Here is a 20,197-nt window from a genome sequence, read left to right on the forward strand (position 1 = left end):
CGAGGTCACCACTGGCGCATCATTCGTGCCGGTGATGGTGACGCTCAGGGTCTGGGTCGCGGTGCCCCCGAGCCCGTCGGAGACGGTGACCTCCGTGGTCTCGGTGACCTCCTGGCCCGCGGCGAGGGACTGGGCGGCGTCCGGGTCGAGCGTATAGCTCCAGGCCCCGTCCGGGGTGATCGCAAAGGCGCCGAGCGCGGTGGCGGCACCCCCCGACCAGCTGAGCACGGCGCCGGTATCGGGATCGCTCGCGGCGAGCTGCCCGCCGGTGACATCCGCCGGCCCGTCCTCGGTCAGCGCCCCGGCGGCATCGCCCGGCCCCGAGGTCACCACTGGCGCGTCATTCACAGGCGTGACCGTCACCGAGATTGTGGCCAGATCCGTACCGCCCGCACCATCATCGACTTCGACCGTAAAACTGTCCGTGCCGTTGAAGTCTGCATCGGGGGTGTATCGATAGGTCCCGTCCGACAGCAATGTGACATCGCCATTGGTCGCCGGATCCTCGAGCCGGTAGATCAGCCTGTCGCCATCCACATCCGTGCCAAGGATCTGCCCGGTGATCGCGCTTTCCTCGGGGGTGGAGATCGCCACATCGTCCAGCACCGGGGCATCGTTCACCGGGGCCACGTTGATCACAGCCTCGCCGAACCGCACGGCGACGCCGTCGACCTCAACCCGGTAGGTGAAACCGTCCTGGCCGTTGAAATCCTGCTCGCCGCGATAGACGAAAGATCCATCCGCAAGCAGGGTCACGGTCCCGTTCGTTGGCGAGGTCATCAGCACATAGACTGCATCCCCCATGGGCGGGGGCAGGGCACCGTCGATCCCATCGGGATCATCCTCAATCCCGTTGAAGAAGAAGACGGTGTCGTCCGGGTCTGTGCCCGTATCCTCCAGCGAGATGAGCAGACCATCGGAGCTTGGGGGCGTTGCGGCCGGTGCGGTGGGCGCGGGGGGCGCCAGACTTGCCAGCACAACAGGCGCGGGGCCGTCATCGCCGCTCAGGGGGTCCGTCGCCGAGGCCAGCGCCACGACCGGGGGCAGGGCGTCGCCCGGGGGCGGCGGAGTTGCGCCGGGCACGATCTCGTCGCCCGCGGCCACGCGGCCAAGCGCGGCGCGCAGGGCATCGGAGGCCTCGGCAATCAGGACGGAATCCGAGGCGACATCATTGGTGCTGCGGGGCACTTCGAGCGCCAGCCCCCGGTCCGGTGAGAGCACCCATTTGGTGTCCGTTCCGGTGATTTCGGCCAGCGGGTTGCCGTCCAGATCGAACACCTCGATCCGCCCGAGTGTGCCATCGAGGTCCCGGGTCAGGGCCAGCTCGACCGTGATCACGCCATTATCGGACTGGATATCCGCCAGAACGGTCGTGCCGCGGATGCCCATGGTGGCGGCGGGGGTCTCGACCTCCATCCCGCCCGTGGGCGCGATCTGCCCGGCGATGAAGACAAACCCGCCCTGGATCAGGCTGAAGGTGGCCGAATTGTCGGTTTGCCCCTCGTTGTAGATCAGGGCATCGATCACCATGCGCGCATCGGCGGCGAGGGTGAAGATCGTGCCATCCACGAAGGTGACGGACAGGATCGTGTCCTCGCCGGTCTCAAGTACATCGCCGAGGAAGATCGGTGTCTGCAGGTCCAGTTCGACCCGCGTGCCATTGGTGCGCTGGACCGCGGCCTCGCCGCTCAGGGTCTCGACCACGCCGATCGGTTGCGGCTGGGGCAGGGGACCTTCCTGGGCCCATTGCCCGGGCGCTTCGGGGCCCGCAAGCCGCTCGACCAATCCGCCGCGCAGCACGGCCCCGTTGGGCGCGACCAGATCCCCGGGCGTCGCCTCGCGGAAATAGTCCGTGACCACCCGGGTCGGCTCGCCCTCGATCTCGATCCGCAGATCCGGTCCGGCCCGGTCAAACTCCGCCTCGAAGAGCCGCGCGCTCGGCACGGGGATCCCGGCCCCCTCGGACGCCGAGAGGGGTTCGATGCGCGCGGCATCCAGGGTCTCAAAGGTCTGCAGCGTCAGGGCCATGGAAAACCTCGGATCTCTCTTGCGGGTGGCAGGGCCACGTTAACCAATCCAGACGGATTGCCCCAGCCGAAACCGGACCGCGCCGTCAAGACGGTGAGGCTAGCCGAGATTGCGCCGATTCTCTGCGATCTGCATCACACTTTTCACCCGCCCTTCCCGGCGGGCGGGGCCGCGTGGGGCCTTGACCCGGCGCGGAGGGGCGGTCTTGATACCAAGACCCCGGGCGCGGCCCCGGTTTTCGAGAAATGTCAGGACCCTAGGCATGGCGGGATGGCTCAGACAGCAGGCGACAGAGGGTCGGGTGCTGGGCGTTGCGCTGATCGTACTGCTGCTGGGGCTGCGGGTTCTCGACCCGGTCTGGGTGGCCGATCTGCGCCATACGGCCTTTGACACGTTTCAGCGGGTGAACCCGCGCCCGCAGGTGCCCCAGCCCGTGGCGATCATCGATATCGACGACCGCAGCCTGACGGAAATCGGGCAATGGCCCTGGCCCCGCACGGTCTTTGCCGAGATCGTCACACGGGTGCAGCAGGCAGGCGCGGCGGCGCTGGCCTTTGACGTGATCTTTGCCGAGGCGGACCGGCTCTCGCCGCCCAATCTGGCCGAGGCGCAGAGGGATCTGGATCCGGGTTTTCGGGCCCTGCTTGCGGATCTGCCCGATCACGATGCGCAACTGGCCGATGCCCTGTCCCGCACGCCGGTGGTGCTGGGCCAGACCAGCGTGCGCCATGCCTCGCGCCCGCAATCGGCCGAGGCGGCACCCGCCCGCCCGGTGCCCCATGCCTTCATCGGGCCGGATCCCACACCTTTCCTGCAGCGTTACCCGGATCTGGTGCAGAACCTGCCGGAGCTTGAGGCCGCCGCCGCCGGGCGCGGGATCTTCACCGTGCGGCCCGATCCGGACGGGATCTATCGGCGGCTCCCATTGGTGATGGAGGTGGACGGCGTTCTGCGCCTCGGTCTCGCGCCCGAGCTCTTGCGTGTCGCGACCGGGGGGCAGCCCTTTGCGGTGCGCAGCAACGCGGCCGGTGTGGACGGGCTGGTGGTGGCGGGGCAGGTCATCCCGACCTACCGCGATGGCACGGTCTGGCCGTGGTTCGGGCCGAGCCTGCCGGGGCGGTTCGTCTCGGCGGTGGATCTGGTCGAGGCGCGCGTGCCCGCCGGGCGTCTCGCGGGCCATCTGGTCCTGATCGGAACCTCGGCCATCGGGCTCGAGGATTACCGGCCCACGCCGCTGGGTGTATCCATGGCCGGGGTGGAGATCCATGCGCAGGTGCTGGAAAACATCCTGTCCGGCACGCTCCTGAGCCGTCCGAACTATACCATCGCGGTGGAGCTGACCGTGGTGCTTGTGCTGGGGCTTCTGGTCGTGCTGCTGGTGCCAAGGCTCGCGGCGCGCTGGGTCGCGGTTGCGGCAGGGGCAATCCTGCTGGGTTGGGTCGGGACAAGCTATGCCGCCTTTCTGCAGGCGCGCCTGCTGCTGGACCCAAGCTTTCCGGCGTTGGCGCTTCTGCTGCTGTTCATCGTCATGGCGGGCGCGAATTACCTGCGCGAGGAGCGGGCCCGGCGGCGCATCCGGGGCGCGTTCGGCCAGTATGTCTCGCCCGATCTGGTGCAGCGCCTGACCGAGCGCCCCGAGGATCTGGCCCTTGGCGGCGTGGCGCGGGAGCTGACGCTGCTCTTCACGGATGTTCGGGGCTTCACGGCAATCTCCGAGGGGTACAAGGAGGACCCCGAGGGTCTGACGACCCTGATGAACCAGCTGCTGACCACGCAATCCGAGGCGATCTTGGCCGAGCGGGGCACCATCGACAAGTTCATGGGCGATGCGGTTATGGCCTTCTGGAACGCGCCGCTGGACCATGCGGATCACGCGCAGGCTGCCTGTCGCGCGGCCCTGCGGATGCGAGACGGGATCGCGGCCCTGAACGCCCGCCGCGCGGCTGGGCCGGGCACGCCGCCTGCGCCGCTCAATGTGGGGGTCGGGATCAATACCGGGCTTTGTGTTGTGGGCAATATGGGCAGTGATACGCGGTTCGACTACACCGCCCTTGGGGATCCGGTGAACCTTGCCTCCCGGCTTGAGGGGCAGTCCAAGATCTATGGCGTGGGAATAGTGATCGGGGCCGAGACCGCGCGCGCGGTCGAGGGGGCGTTCGCAACGCTGGAGATTGATCTGATCCGCGTGGTGGGCAAGACCGAGCCGGTCCATATCCACGCCCTCCTGGGCGACGAGGCCGCGCGCAGCGCGCCGGATTTCCTCAGCCTCGCGCAGGAAAACGGGCGCATGCTCGACGCGTTTCGTGCCCGTAACTGGGACGGGGCCGAGGCGGCGCTCATCCGGCTGTCCCCTCTGGCGCCGCGCTTCGGGCTGGAGGGGTATTGCGCGATCTATGCCGCCCGGCTCGCACAGCTGCGCGCCACACCCCCGGCGGAGGATTGGGACGGCATTGTGGATGCCACCACGAAGTGAGCCCTAACGCTCGCGGAAGGCCTCGGATTGCGCGCGCAGAAGCGGCTTGGCCAGATAGTCGAGCACCGTGCGGCTGCCGGTGCGGATATCCACGCTGGCCTGCATGCCGGGCAGGATCGGCAGGGGCCGGTCGGGATCGCCGAGAAAGCTGTCCCCGGTGCGGATCTCGGCGCGAAAGACAGGCACGCCATCGGCGTTCAGGATGGTGTCCGCGCCGATCTGCGTGACCTCGCCTTCCAGGGCGCCATAGATCAGGTAGTCATAGGCCGTAAGCTTGACCGAGGCGGAAACGCCCGGGGTCACGAAGGCCACATCGCGCGGTCCGATCTCCACCTCGATGAGCAGGCTGTCATCGAGCGGCACGATCTCGACCACGGGCGCGCCGGGCTGGACGACCTCGCCGATCGTGGTGGTGGTGACCCGGTTGACGGTGCCGCGTACCGGGGCGCGCAGCTGGGTCCGGGTCACGCGGTCGGTGGCCGCGCGGAGGCTCTCTTCGACCACAGCCAGATCGCGTTGCACATTCGTCAGACGCTCCTGCGCCGTGAGCACGAAGGCCGAGCGGGCTGCCCCGATCAGGTTCTCGGCTTCGCGCAGGGCTGCCTCCAGAACAGGGGCGCGGGCGGCACCAATGGCCAGATCCCCCTCCAGATCCGCCTTGCGCGATTGCAGGCGCAGCACCTCGATCTCGGGCACGACCCCGCGCGCGGCCAGATCTTCGGTCAGGGCGATTTCCGCCGTGAGCGGGGCGAGCACGGCGCGGATCTTGGCCTCTTCGGCGCGCAGTGTCTCCAGCTCTCCGGCCCGCTGCGCGCGCTGATCGGCGAGCACGGCGAGCTCGGTCTCAAGTTGCAGGCGGCGGGTGCGCAGGACCTGCTCCTCGGCGGCCACGGCTTCGGGGGCCCGGGCGCGCAGGGCTTCGGGGAAGACGGCCTCCGCGCCGCTGGCCTCGGCGCGCAGCCGCACCGCCTCGGCCTGCAGCGCGGTTTCCTGTTCCACAAGCTCGCCCTGCCGGGCCGCGAACCCGGTATCGTCGATCTGCACCAGCGGCGCGCCCGCATCGACCACCATACCCTCGCGCACCGAGATCGCGCGCACGATCCCACCCTCAAGGCTCTGGACCACCTGCACCTGCTGGGCGGGAACCACCCGCCCGGGGCCGCGCACGACCTCTTCGATCTCGAACATCTGGGCCCAGCCAAAGAACCCGGCGATCCCCAGCACGATCACCCAGAGCAGCGCGCGCGATCCCCGCGCCGGGCGCACGCCCTGCAGCGCGCCGGGATCATTGCTGAACTCTTCTTCGATGCGCTGTCCGAACATGGCCTATTCCGCCGCTTTCTTGCGGGCGGCAGCCTGCAGCTCGGCGATGACCTGCGCGCGTGGGCCGTCCAGCATCTTGCGCCCCCGGTCGAGCACCACATAGCGCGGCGCGATCCGCGCCAGCGTGTCCTTGTGGGTTGTCAGCAGGATGGTCTTGCCCTCGGCGGCAAGGCCCTGCAGCCCCGAGATCACGATCGCCTCCATCTGCTGGTCCATGGCGTTGGTCGGCTCGTCGAGGCACAGGACCGGCGGATCCCGCAGCAGAAGCCGCGCCAGCGCAAGCGCCTGTTTCTGCCCGCCCGAGAGGCGATTGCCCCGCTCGCCCAGGTCCATCTCCAGGCCCTCCGGGGTCTCGGCGACAAAGCGGGTGAGCCCGACAAGGGTCAGCGCGCGGGAGATCTCGGCCCCCGTGGCCTCGGGACGCCCGATCAGAAGGTTCTCGCGCAGGCTGCCAGTAAAGACCTCGGGGTCCTGGGGCAGGTAGCCGACCCCCGCCCGCAGATCCGCCGGATCGTATTGCCCGATGCCATGCCCGTCGATCAGGATCTGCCCCTGCGCCGGGGTGATCAGCCCGCAAAGCAGGCTCGCAAGCGTGGTCTTGCCCGAACCGACCCGGCCCAGCACCGCAACGATCTCGCCCGGCGTGACCGTCAGGTCGATCTCGCTCAGCGCGGGCTGCGCAGCGCCGGGATAGCTGTAGCTGACCCCCGCCATCTCGATCCGCCCCTGGACCAGTTGCGGGCCGCCGCGCACCGGGCCGGGACGCTCTTCGGGCAGGGCCATGAAGTCGTTCAACGCGGCCATGGATTTCGCCGCGTATTGCGCGCGAAAGATCGTCTGGGCGATGGTGCTCAGGGGGGCGAGAACGCGGCCCGCGAGGATATTGGCCGCGATCAGTGCGCCGATGGTGATGGCCCCGTCAAAGATCAGGAAGACCCCCCAGATCACGGTGATCACGCTGACGGCCTGTTGCACCGCGAAGCTGCCGGAGGTGGCCACGTTGGACCAGACGCGGGTCGCGCCGCTGACCCGGGCGGAGGCGGCGACGGCGGCCTCCCATTCGCGCTGCATGACGGGCTCGGCGCCGAGCGACTTGATGGTTTCGGCCCCGGTCAGGGTTTCGACCAGAACCCCATGGCGCTTGGTCGCGAGTTTCTGCGCCTCGGCGGCGCGACGCCCCATGGGGATCTGCGCCAGCGCCGCGATGAGCAGCACCACCGGCACAGCGCAGAGCGGCACGAGCGCCAGCGGCCCCACCAGCCAGAACAGAACCGCGATGAAGAGCCCGACAAAGGCCAGATCGATCACCGAGATCACGCTGGCGGAGGCAAAGAATTCGCGCACATGCTCGAAATCGCGGATCGTGTTGACCAGCGCGGCGGCCCCGCCCGGGCGCTGGGTCATGCGCAGCGCCATGGCGTGACGAAAGAGCTCGGCCCCGACCTGCAAATCCACGCGCCGCCCGATGGTCTCGACCATCCCGGCGCGCAGGGCTCGCAGGATCATATCCAGCAGGAGTGCGATGCTGACGCCGATCGCAAGGGTCCAGAGCGTGACGAAGGCCAGGTTCGGGATCACCCGGTCATAGACGTTCATGACGAAGATCGGCAGGGCGAGGCTCAGAAGGTTCAGGCAGAACGCCGCGATGATCACCTGCCCCCATCCGCGCCAATTCGCGCGCACGGGCCCCCAGAACCAGTGCTTTGGGGCTTGCGCCTCGGCCACGGTGTCGGGGGAGAGGCGGGTATCGGTTTGCGGCGTGGCGGGCGTGACCAGTAGGGCGCGCGGCTGGAAATGCCGGCGCAGCTCGGCCTGGGTCACCGGTTCCGCCGCGAGGTCCTTGCGCACAAGGCCCAGCCCGTCCCCGTGGCGCACCAGCACGGCCACATCGCCGGACTTGGCAAAGACGAGACAGGGCAAAACCACCGGATCGAGGCTGCCCGGCGCGTCGTCGAGCAACCGGCTGCGCAGGCCCAGCTGGGACAGCGCGCGTCCCAGCATCTCGGGCTCGGTCAGGGTGGCTCCGGCGGGCAGGGCGGCCGCAAGGGCGGTCTCGGAATAGGGCCGCCCGTGATGGGCGGCAAGCCAACGCAGGATCCAGCTGTCAGGCACCGGACCGCTCACTCCAGCGCGGGGATCTCGGTGGCAAAGATCGCTCGCGGTTCCACCAGGGCCCGCGCCTGAAAGGTCGGCTCAAGGGCGATCTCGGACTCCGCGATCCCGAAATGTGCCGCCAGCCTGCTCTGGGCGGCGAGCACACGGAACTGGCTGAAGGCGAAACTGGCATCGGTGCTGATCTTGCGGAACTCGACATTATAGAGCGCGCGCTCGGCCTCCAGCACATCCAGGAGGGACCGTGACGAGGCGGTGAACTCCTCGCGGAACTGGCGGACGATCTCGCGGTTGGCGCGCAGCTGGCGGTCGGCGAGGATCGCGCTCTCGGTGTTCGATTGCAGGCTGGACCAGGCGCGGCGTGCGAGCTCCTCGACCTCGCGCATGGTGTCCTGCCGGGTGTAGAAGGCCTGCGAGTTGCGGGCGATCAGGGCCTTGTCCTCGGCCGAGCGCCCCCCGGAATAGAGCGTCCAGTTCATGCGCAGTCCGAGAAAGGCGTCGGTCTCCGATCCGCGCTGGCCATCGCGGTTCTCGCCCTGGGTCACCCCGGCATTGAGCGTCACCTGGGGCAGGCGCGCGCCCTTGGCGATCTCCTGTTCATAGACGCTCTGGTCGATGGCGCTCTGGGCCTGACGGAGACGAAAGCTGTTGCGCAGCGCGGCCTGGATCAACGCATCCTGGGTCGCGGGCAGGTTGTTCAGGCGGGGGATCTGCATCCCGCTGCCCGGAGTGGCGCCGATCACCCGCTCGTAGCGGGCATTGGCGTCGCGCAGGGATTGGCGCAGTTGCACGATGGCAAGCGAGGCCGCCTGCAGCCGGTCATCCGCGGTCAGCGCGTCACTGGAGGGCAGTCGCCCGCCCTGCACGAGGGCGCGGACTTGATCGGCGATTTCGATATGGCGGTCGAGATTGCGCTGCGCCGCATCCACCAGCATCCGGTGGCGGACCACGTCGAAATAGGCCTCGGTCGCGTTGAGCGCCATGGTTTCGGAGGCATCCAGCAGTTCGAAGATGCTGCCATCGACCCGGGCGGCACTGTCATAGATCCGGTTGGCGCGCTGGAACCCGTCAAACAGGGTGAGCTCGGCCCCGAGCCCGAGCTGCGCCGTGCCCTTCCACTCGCGGTTGTCCTCGTCGGTCAGCGAGCCCGGATTGTCCACCCATTCCGCCCCGGCCTCGCCAAAGGCCGACACCGTGGGCAGGTAGGTCCGCTCCAGTGCGATCAGGTCGTAGGCTGCGGCGCGCATCTCGGCGCTGGTGGCCTGCAGGGCGGGATTGGTGGTCAGGGCCGCGCGCACGGCCTCGTCGAGCGAGGCAGCGCCCGCACCCTGCGCCGGGCCGAAGCAGGCCAGAGCAAGGCAGACCGCATACGCCCGACGCTTCAGGCCGCGCAGATCCCTGCGCGTTCGAGCCGCTTGAAGCTGGCCTTTGGCTGTCACCAAGTCCTCCTCCGGGTGCTGCCGGTGGTTAAACACTGCCCGTGATGCGCCTGACGGAGAACGCAAATCCCTGCCCTTGCTCATGGTTAAGCCGAATTAACCCGTGAGGCCGGGGGCAAGTCAACGGCGCAATGGTCCCCGCAGGGCGTGGATCTGTGCGGCGTTGCCGGGCAGTGACGCCTGACGGGGCGGGATCTGCGCCCGGTCACAGATAGATCATCGCGACCATGGCCAGATAGGTTGCCTGATGCAGGGCCTGATCCGTGCCGGTGATATTCCAGAACCGTTTCTCGGTCGGCCCCGCGCCCGAGCGTTTCACGGCCTGCTCCTTGATCCAGTCGATATGGTAATGCACGACGCATTCCACGAGGCAGATCGCCAGCACCAGCCCGAGGGAGATCGGGGCCAGCAGTCCAAGGATCACCGCGCTCGCGCCACCATGCACAGCCGCATGGGCCCAGCCGCCCGGATGCCCGTACTGCCCCTTGTTCTCGACCATCCAACGGGTCTGCCAGAAAAAATCCGCCATCAGATGCTTGAGCTGCAGCAATAGCAGCGTCACAAGCATGGCCTCACCGCTCATGGTCACACACTTTCCCGTAACATCAGTGTTGTCCGGTGGATTTTTTCGGACAGGGTAATCGCAATCATCTTGTGCCAGGCGGCCGCCAGAGCGGGGTCCTCGCTCAGAACCGCATCGAGAGTGCCCGGATCTATACGATACACAACCGCCGGCGTTTCCGCCACCACATCTGCGGTACGTGGCAAACGGGCATAGCTCGCGATCTCGCCGACAATCGCGCCCGCCCGGAGGGAGCGCACGCGCATCCGGCGTCCATCGCTCAGATGGGCGAAGACCGCGAGCCGCCCCGCTTCGATTACGTAGATATCCTCGTCCTCGGCGCCATAGGTGATCAGGGTCCTTCCCTCGGCCACGTCCAGACGCTGCATCCGGGTCAGAAGCCGCGCGGCCAGCGCGTCATCCTGCAGGGCGTCGGCAATCGCGCTGCGGGCGGTATCCGCCCAGGGACCCGCCGCGTGATCGGCCAGAAGCCTGTCTTCGGCCGCCTCCAGTGCCCCATCGACCGAGGGGGCGAAGACCACAGCTGAGCGGTCGGTCAGCATCGCCTCGATTCGCAGCAGGGCCGCCGCCAGTTGCGGTCGCGCTCCGGCGATGACGATCTCGGTGCCATGCTGCTCGCCGAGATATTCGAGCTTGCGCATCGCCGCGAGGGCCGCGCTGTCCAGGGCCGAGACCTTGCGAAAATCGAGGATGATCGTGTCCGGGCGGTTCGGACGCCCAAGCGCGGCGCGGATGTGGTCCAGCACCTGTTCGACCGAGCCGAAGAACAAGAACCCCTGCAATGTCAGGGTCAGCACCTTGTCCGCCTGTGCGTCCAATTGGTCGGTCTGGGCCGGGCCGCGATCCACGGCGCTGCGCTGTCCGGTGAGGTCGCGCAGCTGCGTGACCACCGGCAGCCGCGCATAGCTGATCGCAAAGATCAGCGACGCGGTCACGATGCCGAGCGCGATGGCCGGCAGGATCCCGAAGAGGACCGTGACCACCACGATGCTCAAGGCAATGGCCCAGTCCGCTCTGGGCTGGTCGCGCCACTGGCTCAGCAGCCAGCGCGACAGGATCGTGCCCCCCATATAGATCAGCAGGGCCGTGGCCACGAAGGTTGGCGTGAAGGCCACGATCTCGCCGGCATAGACCAGCCCGACGCCCAGCCCGACCACCAGCACGATCCGTGTCATCGGCCCACGCGCGCCGAGCAGGCTGGCCGAGACTGTGTTGACCGACGAGACATAGCTGATGCTGCCACCAATCAGCCCCAGCGCCACATTGGACAGGCCCGTGGCCGAGAGCGCGCCGCGCGTGTCGATCTCGCTCCGCAGGGCCAGCTCGATCCCGGTGAAGTTCAGCATCGCCCCCAGCACGCCGATCATGGCAGCGGCGAGGATCAGGGGCGTTTGGGCCCAGAGCGTGTCCCAGTGGACGGCCGTGAACAGGGCGGGTGACCAGCCGATGGCGTCGCTGCGGCTCACCAGTGGTGGCAGGAAGTCCAGCGCCCGGGCGTCCTCGGGGCTCAGCCCCTGCCAGGCCAGCACCGCGTAGAAACCGCCAATGCCGAGCAGGATGCCGAGCATCGGACCCAGATCCACGCGCCACCGGGCCAGCAGGCCCATCGCCCCGGCCAGACCCAGGGTCAGCGCGATGGCGAGACCATGGGAGGCCCCGGCCTCAAGCAACCCGTGCAGGCTCGGCTCCGCGGCGCCGGACACGCGGTAGAGCCCGGCGAGGACGAGGATCATCCCCGCGCTGGCGAGAAACCCGGCCGAGACCGGGTGCGGCATCAGCCGCACCACCCGGCCCAGATCCAGCGCCGAAAGGGCCAGCATGGCGCTGCCGAGCACAAAGGCCGACGCCCCGAGCAGGGCGAGCATCGTCGCCACGGCCTCCGTCGGGGTCAGCCCGTCGATCCCGCCGGTGGCCAGCACGATTGCCGCAGGCAGCAATGCGGCCACCGGCACGTTCTGCAGCGCGCCCACGGCCATCCCCGGCATCCCCCGCACGCAGGCCATGGCAAGGGTCGCGATGATGCAGCTGATGATCAGAAGCGATGTGCTCAGCCCCACGCCGAGGGCCAGCGCCCCGGTGAAGAGCAACCCCGACAGGGCCACGGCCTGACAGAGCAGGTTGAACGCGACGAGCAGTCCCGCGATCAGGGCAGCCAGACCATCGCCCTTGGGCGCGGCACGCGGGTCCGTGGCGGTGCCCAGCGTCTGGTCCCCGGGCAGCTCGGTCAAGCGTGCACCATGTCCGCGATCCCGCCGCCTGCGCGCGGGCAGCCTTGCACGCCGCGCGCAATCGGCCCGGCGCGACAGGACCCGGAAGGGCGCGAAGGCGGGAAAGACTGGTGCATGACTGGTCGCAAGACCCCCGGGGCAAGACAGGCATCGGATACAGGGCCCATCGCCCCCTCCGGGGCGCAGCGAGGCTGCGCTCCGGGCCTGAGGCTGGCATGGGCTGTAACCTCCGTCAACAGATCTGACCATGAGGTCCAATTTCGTAGCGCCCGATGTGGTGGGGAGGTCCCTCAGCGCGGCGATGACCGCGCCCGCATGGTGTCGCCGGATCCGGCGCGGATCTCTGCCCCGGACAGGTGAAGCCCGACCGCGCCGTTCGCGCGCGCAGAGGATCGCGGGCCTGGATAGGGCCGTTGAGCCTAACCGGCACGCCGATCCGCATCCGTTTGTCGAAAGCCGCCCTGATCGCCCTGTGCCGGTGCGGCTCCGCCCTGCGAGGCGCGGCAACAAGGGCAGGGGCGGTGCACGGGGCGACCCAAAGGCTCCGGCTAGCCCCGGCCAGAGGAACACACCACCGCGCGGCGGCGTTGCACAGTTTCAGGCCCCGGCGCCGTTTCTGTGCGAATGCGCAGGGCGGCTCGCGCGCTCACGGCGTTTTCAGGGCGCTCGGCGGCGCGTAGGGTGCCGATCCGATCAAGGAGCCCTCCCATGACTGCACCCATCGCAGATATCGTTACCGTCACCGATCTGGTGAAATCCTATGAGGGCGGTTTCACCGCGCTCAAGGGCGTGTCCCTGTCGATCCGCGAGGGCGAGATCCTGGCCCTGCTGGGCCCGAATGGCGCGGGAAAGACCACGCTGATCTCGACCATCTGCGGGCTCAGCACGCCGACATCGGGCACCGTGACCGTGGGCGGGCATGATGTGGTCACCGCCTTTCGCAAAAGCCGAGCGCTTGTGGGGCTCGTGCCCCAGGAACTGACGCTGGAACCGTTCGAGACAGTGCTGGCCACGGTGACCTTCTCACGGGGGCTCTTCGGGAAGCCGCGTGACCCGGCCTATCTGGAAAAGATCCTCCGCGACCTCAGTCTTTGGGACAAGAAGGACAACAAGATCATCACCCTGTCCGGCGGCATGAAGCGCCGGGTGCTGATCGCCAAGGCCCTGTCCCACGAGCCCCGGGTGCTGTTTCTCGACGAGCCCACGGCGGGCGTGGATGTGGAGTTGCGCCGGGATATGTGGCGCGTGGTCGAAGACCTCAAGGCGGCAGGGGTCACGATCATCCTGACCACGCATTACATCGAAGAGGCCGAGGCCATCGCCGACCGGATCGGCGTGATCAACAAGGGAGAGATCCTGCTGGTCGAGGACACTGCCGGCCTGATGGCGCGGATGGGCCGCAAGGAGGCGGTGATCGACATCGCCGAACCCTTGAGCGCGCTGCCGGACAGCCTCGCCGCCCATGACCTGACCCTCGCCGCCGAGGGCTGCCAGATCATCTATGCCTATGACACGCAGGCCGAGCGCACAGGCATCCGCCGGGTGCTGAACGATCTCGACGCGGCAGGCATCACCATGCGGGACCTGTCGACCCGTCAAAGCTCGCTCGAAGAGGTCTTCGTCTCCCTTGTCCACGCGCCCGAGGAGGCCGCGCCATGAATTTTGCCGCCATCCAGACCATCTTCATCTACGAGATGAACCGGTTTTTCCGGACGATCACGCAAAGCCTGATTTCGCCGATCGTGTCGACCTCGCTCTATTTCGTCGTGTTCGGCGCGGCCATCGGCGCGCGCATGGAAGAGATCGAGGGCACTTCCTATGGCGCGTTCATCGTGCCGGGGCTCATCATGCTCTCGGTGCTGACGCAATCGGTGTCCAATGCGAGCTTCGGGATCTACTTCCCGAAATTTATCGGCACGATCTACGAGATCCTGAGCGCGCCGATTTCAACCCTCGAGATCGTGATCGGCTATGTCGGGGCGGCGGCGGTGAAATCCCTGCTGATCGGATTGATCATTCTGGCCACCGCGTTTCTGTTCGTGCCGCTGCAGATTGCGCATCCGGTCTGGATGCTCTGCTTTCTGGTGTTGACCTGCATTTCCTTCAGTCTGCTCGGCTTCATCATCGGCATTCTGGCCAAGAATTTCGAGCAGTTGCAGCTTGTCCCGCTTCTGGTGATCACGCCGCTGGTCTTCCTGGGGGGCAGCTTTTACTCGATTTCGATGCTTCCGCCGATCTGGCAGACCGTGACCCTGTTCAATCCGGTGGTCTACCTGATCTCGGGCTTCCGCTGGGCGTTTTTCGGCACTGCGGACGTGCCCGTGGTCTGGAGCATTCTGGCCATCCTCGCCTTCACGGCGGCCTGTTTCGGCGCGATCTGGTGGATCTTCCGCTCGGGCTATCGCATCCGCGCCTGAGCTGGCGGAGGCCGCGACGGGCGGCAATGCAGCAACAGTATTCCCGGTCCCGCATGCGCGGTGCCTTGTCGCTGGGGGAGGAGCGGCTTACATCGCCCTCCATGAAAAGATGGCTGCCCTTCGTCAAAAAACACCCCACCGTCTCGGTCGTCCGCCTGCAGGGCGCGATTGCCGCGACCGGTCGCGGGACCCTCAATGACCCCGGTGTCGCGCCCCTGTTGGAGCGCGCCTTCTCCAAGGGCAAGCCCGCGGCGGTGGCGCTGGTGATCAATTCACCCGGCGGCTCGCCCGCGCAATCCTCGCTGATCGGGGCGCGGATCCGGCGGCTCTCGGAAGAAAAAGAGGTGCCGGTCTATGCCTTCGTCGAGGATGTCGCGGCCTCGGGCGGGTACTGGATCGCCGCGGCGGCGGATGAGATCTGGGTGGATGCCACTTCGATCGTCGGCTCCATCGGGGTGATCTCGGCCTCCTTCGGCTTTCACGAGTTGATGGAACGTCAGGGGATCGAGCGGCGCGTCTATACGGCGGGCAAGGACAAATCCATGCTCGACCCGTTCCGGCCCGAGCGCGAAGAGGATATCGCGCGGCTCAAGGCGCTGCAGGCCCAGCTTCACGAGACCTTCAAGGGCCATATCACCGCCCGGCGCGGCGCCAAGCTGCCCGAGGACCGGGATCTCTTTACCGGCGAGGTCTGGATCGGTCAGCAGGGCATCGATGTGGGGCTCGCTGACGGGATCGGCCATCTGGTGCCGGTGATGAAGGACAAGCTCGGCGACAAGACCCGTTTCCGCGTTTACGGGGCAAGGCGGCCTCTGGTCAGCCGGTTCGGGCTCTCGCTGGTCGAAGACGCCCTTGCGGGCCTCGAAGAGCGCGGCCTCTGGGCCCGTTACGGTCTCTGAGGAATGATATTCAAGATCGTCACCGGATTTCTCGTCGGCATGGCCATTCTGGCGATGTTCGGGAAATTGCGTCTGCCCTATGTCGGCAAGGTGGCGTTGAAGAAACCGACGAAATGCAGGTCCTGTGGTCGCTATCTGCTGTCCAATGACCCCTGTGGTTGCGGCAAGGGATAAGCGCGTATGGATTTCCTTTTTGCCGCCCTCGGGCTGGTTATCCTGGTTCTGGCCGGGGACAGTCTGGTCAAGGGGGCCGTCAATCTCAGCCTGAGGGTCGGGATCCCGGCTCTGATCGTGTCGCTGACCATCGTGGCCTTCGGCACCTCTGCGCCCGAGCTGCTGATCTCGATCGCGGCGGTCGAGGATGGTGCGCCGGGGCTTGCGCTGGGCAACGTGGTGGGCTCGAACACGGCGAATGTCCTTCTGGTGCTGGGGATTCCGGCGCTGCTGGCCGGGCTGCACACGGCCGATTGCGATACCAAGCGCAGTTACATCCAGATGATCGCGGCGACGTTTCTGTTCATCGCCGTCTGCTTTCTGGGCCCGATCACATGGATCCATGGGCTGGTGCTGCTGGCGGCGCTGGCCTTCATGCTGGGCGATGCCTTTCGCGAGGCACGGGCCCATCGCAACGCGCAGGAAGATGACGAGGAGGAGGTCGAGGGCGCGGATCCCGACATGCCCTGGCCCCGGATCATCCTGTTTCTGGTGCTGGGCCTTGTGGGCCTGCCGCTGGGCGCGGATCTGCTGGTGGATGCCTCGATCAACATCGCCCGGGCCTTTGGCATCTCCGAGGAGGTGATCGGTCTCACCCTCGTGGCCTTCGGGACCTCGCTGCCGGAGCTGGCGACCACGGTCATGGCGTCGATCCGGCGTCAGGCGGATGTGGCGCTGGGCAATGTGATCGGGTCGAACATGTTCAACCTGCTGGCGATCATCGGCATCACGGCGCTGGTGGGCGAGATCCCGGTGACCGCTGAATTCCTGCGGTTTGACCTCTGGGTGATGCTTGGCGCATCGCTCCTCTTGATCCCGTTTGTCTACCTTCGCAAGAACCTCACCCGGGTCGCCGGTGTCGTCTTGACAGGTCTCTATGCAGCCTATGTGGTGATGCTCCTAACGTGAGGGGCGGGACATGACGAAATCGGCATTGGTCACCGGGGCGGGCAAGCGCCTCGGGGCGGCAATGGCGCTCTATCTGGCGGAGCGGGGCTACGATCTGGCCATCCATTACGCCAGTTCCGCGTCCGAGGCCGAGGCGGTGGCCGACCAGATCCGGGCGCTGGGTCGCAAGGCCGTGACGCTGCAGGCGGACCTTCTCTCGGAGACGGATATGAGCGGGCTGGTACCCGCGGCGGCGGCGGAACTCGGCCCGCTGAGCGTGCTGGTGAACAATGCGTCGATCTTCGAATACGACACGGTGCAGACCGCAACGCGTGAAAACTGGGACCGCCATTTCCAGAGCAACCTGCGCGCGCCCTTCGTGCTGACCCAGGCCTTTGCGGCGCAGGCCCCCGAGACCCAGACGGATGCAAACGGGGAGCCTCTGGCCAGCAGCCTCGTGATCAACCTGATCGATCAGCGGGTGCGCAAACTGACCCCGGAATTCATGACCTATACCCTGGCCAAGATGGGGCTCTGGGCCTTCACCCAGACGGCGGCACAGGCGCTCGCCCCGCAGATCCGGGTCAATGCGATCGGCCCCGGGCCGACCCTGCGCGGCGGGCGGCAATCCGAGGCGCATTTCGCCAAGCAGCGCGCCGCAACCCTGCTGGAACGGGGCGCGGACCCGGCGGGGATCACGGCGGCGCTGGGCTATTTCCTCGACGCGCCGGCAGTCACCGGGCAGCTGCTCTGCGTGGATGGTGGCCAGCATCTCGCCTGGGCCACGCCGGACGTGATCGGGGTCGAATGACGTTGGGCCGGACAGCGCCCAATGTCAGTTTTTTCCGCCGCATGGCCTTGACTTGTCCACGGTGCTTTCGCAGCTCAGGAAACACGTCATGATTCTGTCACAGAGTTTGACACTCGGAGTGTCAACAGAAATAAATACGTGAAAACAAATGCTTAGGGCGTTGATCATTTTTTAATCAAAGTGAAGAACCCCTAAAAAACAAAAGGAAAAATCCGGTTGAAGGAAACTTGCCCCCAGAGTTATCCACACAATCCGTGGACAACCTTGGTCAAGCAATTTCACGGGTGAGTGGTATGGCCGAACCTGATCAAAAAGATGCAGAAAATCCGGAGTCCCTGACTGGACATGCCTGCATCCAGGGCTACCTGCGCACGCTCGACAGCTCGCCCGGCGTGTACCGGATGCTCGATGCGGAGAGCCGGGTCCTCTATGTCGGCAAGGCCCGGAACCTCAAGGCGCGCGTGTCGAATTATGCGCGGATGACGGGACATTCGGCGCGGATCGCGCGGATGATTTCCGAAACCGCATCGATGATGTTCCTGACCACCCGGACGGAGACCGAAGCGCTCCTGCTGGAACAGAACCTCATCAAGCAGCTCAAGCCGCGCTACAACGTGCTGTTGCGCGACGACAAGAGCTTTCCGAACATCCTCGTGGCCAAGGATCATGCCTTTCCGCAGATCCGGAAACATCGCGGGCGCAAGGCCGACAAGGGCGCTTATTACGGCCCCTTCGCCAGCGCAGGCGCGGTGAACCGGACGCTCAACCAGTTGCAGAAGGTGTTCCTGCTGCGGAACTGCTCGGATTCGATGTTTGCCAGCCGGACGCGGCCCTGCCTTCTTTATCAGATCAAGCGCTGCTCCGCGCCCTGCACCGGCGAGATTTCCGAGGCTGACTACGCGGCGTCGGTCAAGGATGCCGAGCGCTTCCTGTCGGGCAAGTCGACGGATGTGCAGGAAAAGCTCGCGGCGCAAATGACCCAAGCCTCCGAGGAGATGGAGTTCGAGCGCGCCGCGGCCCTGCGCGACCGCATCCGCGCCATGACCCAGGTGCAATCGGCCCAGGGCATCAACCCGCGCACGGTGTCCGAGGCGGATGTCATCGCGCTCCATCTTGAGAGCGGGCAGGCCTGCGTGCAGGTCTTTTTCATTCGGGCGAACCAGAACTGGGGCAACCGGGATTTCTATCCGCGCACCGGCTCCGGCGCGGAAGAGCCGGAAATCCTCGAGGCGTTTCTCGGCCAGTTCTACGACCAGAAGGACCCGCCCCGGCAGATCCTCCTGAGCCACCCGATCGAGAATACCGACCTGATGGCCGCCGCCCTGACTGAGAAACTCGGTCGCAAGGTCGAGATCCTCGTGCCCCAGCGCGGCGAGAAGGCCGAGTTGATCGAGAGTGCGGCGCGCAATGCCCGCGAGAGCCTCGCCCGCAAGATGGCCGAGAGCGCCACCCAGACCAAGCTGTTGCGCGGTCTGGCCGAGGCGTTCGAGCTGGACGCGCCGCCCAAGCGGATCGAGGTCTATGACAACTCGCACATCCAGGGCACCGATGCGGTGGGCGCGATGATCGTGGCCGGGGCGGACGGGTTGCTGAAGTCGCAATATCGCAAGTTCAACATCCGAGGCGATGACCTGACCCCGGGGGACGATTTCGGGATGATGAAGGAGGTGCTGTCGCGCCGTTTCAAGCGCCTGCTCAAGGAGGACCCGGACCGTCAGAGCGAAGCCTGGCCGGACCTCCTGCTGATCGATGGCGGCGCGGGGCAGGTCTCGGCCGTGGCCGAGATCCTCGGCGATCTCGGGGTTGAGGATGTGCCATTCATCGGTGTGGCCAAGGGGCTCGACCGGGATGCGGGCAAGGAGGAGTTCCACCGCCCCGGCGCCCGGCCCACGGCGCTGCGCCACAATGATCCCGTGCTCTATTTCGTCCAGCGCCTGCGGGACGAAGCGCACCGCTTTGCCATCGGCACGCACCGGGCGAAACGGTCGAAATCCGTGGGGCGCACGCCGCTGGACGAGATCGCCGGGGTCGGGGCCACGCGCAAGCGCGCGCTGCTGGCGCATTTCGGCTCGGCCAAGGCCGTGAGCCGGGCGAACCTGTCGGATCTCAAGGCGGTGGACGGGATTTCCGAGGCGATGGCGCAGACGATCTACGACTTCTTTCACGCGCGCGGGTAGGTCGGGTTAGAACGCTTTGCGGGCCTTCAGCGCGGCCGTGATCGTCCCGTCATCGAGATAGTCGAGCTCGCCCCCGATGGGCACGCCCTGGGCGAGGCTGGTGACGCTCGCCCCGGTCCCCTCCAGCACATCGGCGATGTAATGGGCGGTGGTCTGACCATCCACGGTGGCGGCCAGGGCAAGGATCACCTCCGTCGCGCCCTCGCTCGTCACCCGGTCCTTGAGCTGCGGGATGCGCAGCTCCTCCGGGCCGATTGCGTCCAGCGCCGAGAGCGTGCCGCCCAGCACGTGGTAGCGCCCCTTGAACACGCCCGCGCGTTCCATCGCCCAGAGGTCGGCGACATCCTCCACAACGCAAATCTCGCCCGTCGCGCGCTTTTCCGAGCTGCAGATCTCGCAGATATCCTGCGTGCCGATATTGCCGCAATTCAGACAATCCCGGGCGGAGGCGGCGACCTCCTGCATCGCGGCGCCCAGAGAGCCCAGAAGCCGCTTGTTCTTGCCCAGAAGAAACAGCACCGCGCGCCGTGCCGACCGCGGCCCCAATCCGGGCAGCCGCGCCATCAGGTCGATCAGGGTTTCGATATCCTTGGGCGCGGTGCTCAT

15 protein-coding genes are annotated in these 20,197 nt (G+C 67.0%); 8 read left to right on the forward strand and 7 right to left on the reverse strand.

Annotation, left to right across the window (positions count from 1 at the left end):
- Positions 1 to 2,028: tandem-95 repeat protein (locus ACP150_RS04880; protein WP_424965429.1), on the reverse strand; the 2,028-nt coding region annotated here is incomplete at its 3' end.
- Between the two features lie 262 nt (positions 2,029 to 2,290).
- Here ACP150_RS04880 and ACP150_RS04885 point away from each other — a divergent pair.
- The gene (locus tag ACP150_RS04885) at positions 2,291 to 4,501 is read left to right on the forward strand and encodes a CHASE2 domain-containing protein (RefSeq protein WP_424965430.1); all 2,211 of its coding nucleotides are present in this window, start codon (positions 2,291 to 2,293) and stop codon (positions 4,499 to 4,501) included.
- Positions 4,502 to 4,504: 3 nt separating this feature from the next.
- Here ACP150_RS04885 and ACP150_RS04890 read toward each other — a convergent pair whose 3' ends face one another.
- The 5 genes from ACP150_RS04890 to ACP150_RS04910 form a co-directional block, all read right to left on the reverse strand.
- Positions 4,505 to 5,824, reverse strand: a complete 1,320-nt coding sequence (locus ACP150_RS04890) for an HlyD family type I secretion periplasmic adaptor subunit (RefSeq protein WP_424965431.1) — start codon at positions 5,822 to 5,824, stop codon at positions 4,505 to 4,507.
- Positions 5,825 to 5,827: 3 nt separating this feature from the next.
- Positions 5,828 to 7,948 carry a type I secretion system permease/ATPase gene (locus ACP150_RS04895; RefSeq protein WP_424965432.1) on the reverse strand — a complete coding sequence of 707 codons (2,121 nt, stop codon included), beginning with the start codon at positions 7,946 to 7,948 and terminating at the stop codon, positions 5,828 to 5,830.
- The gene (locus ACP150_RS04900; protein ID WP_424965433.1) at positions 7,945 to 9,375 is read right to left on the reverse strand and encodes a TolC family protein; all 1,431 of its coding nucleotides are present in this window, start codon (positions 9,373 to 9,375) and stop codon (positions 7,945 to 7,947) included. Before ACP150_RS04900 ends, ACP150_RS04895 begins: the two co-directional genes overlap by 4 nt.
- Positions 9,376 to 9,580: 205 nt before the next feature.
- The gene (locus ACP150_RS04905) at positions 9,581 to 9,958 is read right to left on the reverse strand and encodes a DUF3307 domain-containing protein (protein WP_424965434.1); all 378 of its coding nucleotides are present in this window, start codon (positions 9,956 to 9,958) and stop codon (positions 9,581 to 9,583) included.
- Between the two features lie 2 nt (positions 9,959 to 9,960).
- The gene (locus ACP150_RS04910; RefSeq protein WP_424965435.1) at positions 9,961 to 12,186 is read right to left on the reverse strand and encodes a cyclic nucleotide-binding domain-containing protein; all 2,226 of its coding nucleotides are present in this window, start codon (positions 12,184 to 12,186) and stop codon (positions 9,961 to 9,963) included.
- A 720-nt stretch (positions 12,187 to 12,906) separates the two neighbouring features.
- On the opposite strand from ACP150_RS04910, the gene ACP150_RS04915 reads away from it, so the two are divergent.
- From ACP150_RS04915 to uvrC, 7 genes are all read left to right on the forward strand, one after another.
- Positions 12,907 to 13,845, forward strand: coding sequence for an ABC transporter ATP-binding protein (locus ACP150_RS04915; RefSeq protein ID WP_424966017.1), 939 nt, complete (start codon positions 12,907 to 12,909; stop codon positions 13,843 to 13,845).
- A complete protein-coding gene (locus ACP150_RS04920) occupies positions 13,842 to 14,603 on the forward strand; it encodes an ABC transporter permease (protein WP_424965436.1) in 762 nt (253 codons plus the stop codon). Before ACP150_RS04915 ends, ACP150_RS04920 begins: the two co-directional genes overlap by 4 nt.
- Positions 14,604 to 14,704: 101 nt before the next feature.
- Entirely contained in the window at positions 14,705 to 15,502 is a 798-nt protein-coding gene (locus ACP150_RS04925) for a S49 family peptidase (protein ID WP_424965437.1), read from the forward strand.
- 3 nt (positions 15,503 to 15,505) lie between these two features.
- Complete coding sequence (locus tag ACP150_RS04930) at positions 15,506 to 15,676, forward strand: hypothetical protein (protein ID WP_424965438.1); 171 nt, start codon at positions 15,506 to 15,508, stop codon at positions 15,674 to 15,676.
- A gap of 6 nt (positions 15,677 to 15,682) precedes the next feature.
- Positions 15,683 to 16,624, forward strand: a complete 942-nt coding sequence (locus ACP150_RS04935) for a calcium/sodium antiporter (RefSeq protein ID WP_424965439.1) — start codon at positions 15,683 to 15,685, stop codon at positions 16,622 to 16,624.
- A 10-nt stretch (positions 16,625 to 16,634) separates the two neighbouring features.
- On the forward strand, positions 16,635 to 17,414 hold the full coding sequence (locus ACP150_RS04940) for an SDR family oxidoreductase (protein ID WP_424965440.1): 780 nt from the start codon (positions 16,635 to 16,637) through the stop codon (positions 17,412 to 17,414).
- A 293-nt stretch (positions 17,415 to 17,707) separates the two neighbouring features.
- Positions 17,708 to 19,591, forward strand: coding sequence for an excinuclease ABC subunit UvrC (gene uvrC / locus ACP150_RS04945; RefSeq protein WP_424965441.1), 1,884 nt, complete (start codon positions 17,708 to 17,710; stop codon positions 19,589 to 19,591).
- A 6-nt stretch (positions 19,592 to 19,597) separates the two neighbouring features.
- Here the strand turns inward: uvrC and recR are convergent, their stop codons facing one another.
- Positions 19,598 to 20,197: a recombination mediator RecR gene (gene recR, locus ACP150_RS04950; RefSeq protein WP_424965442.1), complete on the reverse strand. Its 600-nt coding sequence runs from the start codon at positions 20,195 to 20,197 to the stop codon at positions 19,598 to 19,600.

The sequence above is a fragment of the Dinoroseobacter sp. S375 genome (assembly GCF_049800775.1).
Lineage (GTDB): Bacteria > Pseudomonadota > Alphaproteobacteria > Rhodobacterales > Rhodobacteraceae > Dinoroseobacter.

What these genes read in the sequence shown, in the direction of transcription:
- ACP150_RS04885 (WP_424965430.1), top strand. Translation starts at nt 2,291, where the DNA reads ATGGCGGGATGGCTCAGACAGCAGGCGACAGAGGGTCGGGTGCTGGGC.
- ACP150_RS04890 (WP_424965431.1), bottom strand. Translation starts at nt 5,824, where the DNA reads ATGTTCGGACAGCGCATCGAAGAAGAGTTCAGCAATGATCCCGGCGCG.
- ACP150_RS04905 (WP_424965434.1), bottom strand. Translation starts at nt 9,958, where the DNA reads ATGAGCGGTGAGGCCATGCTTGTGACGCTGCTATTGCTGCAGCTCAAG.
- ACP150_RS04920 (WP_424965436.1), top strand. Translation starts at nt 13,842, where the DNA reads ATGAATTTTGCCGCCATCCAGACCATCTTCATCTACGAGATGAACCGG.
- ACP150_RS04925 (WP_424965437.1), top strand. Translation starts at nt 14,705, where the DNA reads ATGAAAAGATGGCTGCCCTTCGTCAAAAAACACCCCACCGTCTCGGTC.
- ACP150_RS04930 (WP_424965438.1), top strand. Translation starts at nt 15,506, where the DNA reads ATGATATTCAAGATCGTCACCGGATTTCTCGTCGGCATGGCCATTCTG.
- ACP150_RS04935 (WP_424965439.1), top strand. Translation starts at nt 15,683, where the DNA reads ATGGATTTCCTTTTTGCCGCCCTCGGGCTGGTTATCCTGGTTCTGGCC.
- ACP150_RS04940 (WP_424965440.1), top strand. Translation starts at nt 16,635, where the DNA reads ATGACGAAATCGGCATTGGTCACCGGGGCGGGCAAGCGCCTCGGGGCG.
- uvrC (WP_424965441.1), top strand. Translation starts at nt 17,708, where the DNA reads ATGGCCGAACCTGATCAAAAAGATGCAGAAAATCCGGAGTCCCTGACT.
- recR (WP_424965442.1), bottom strand. Translation starts at nt 20,197, where the DNA reads ATGAGCACCGCGCCCAAGGATATCGAAACCCTGATCGACCTGATGGCG.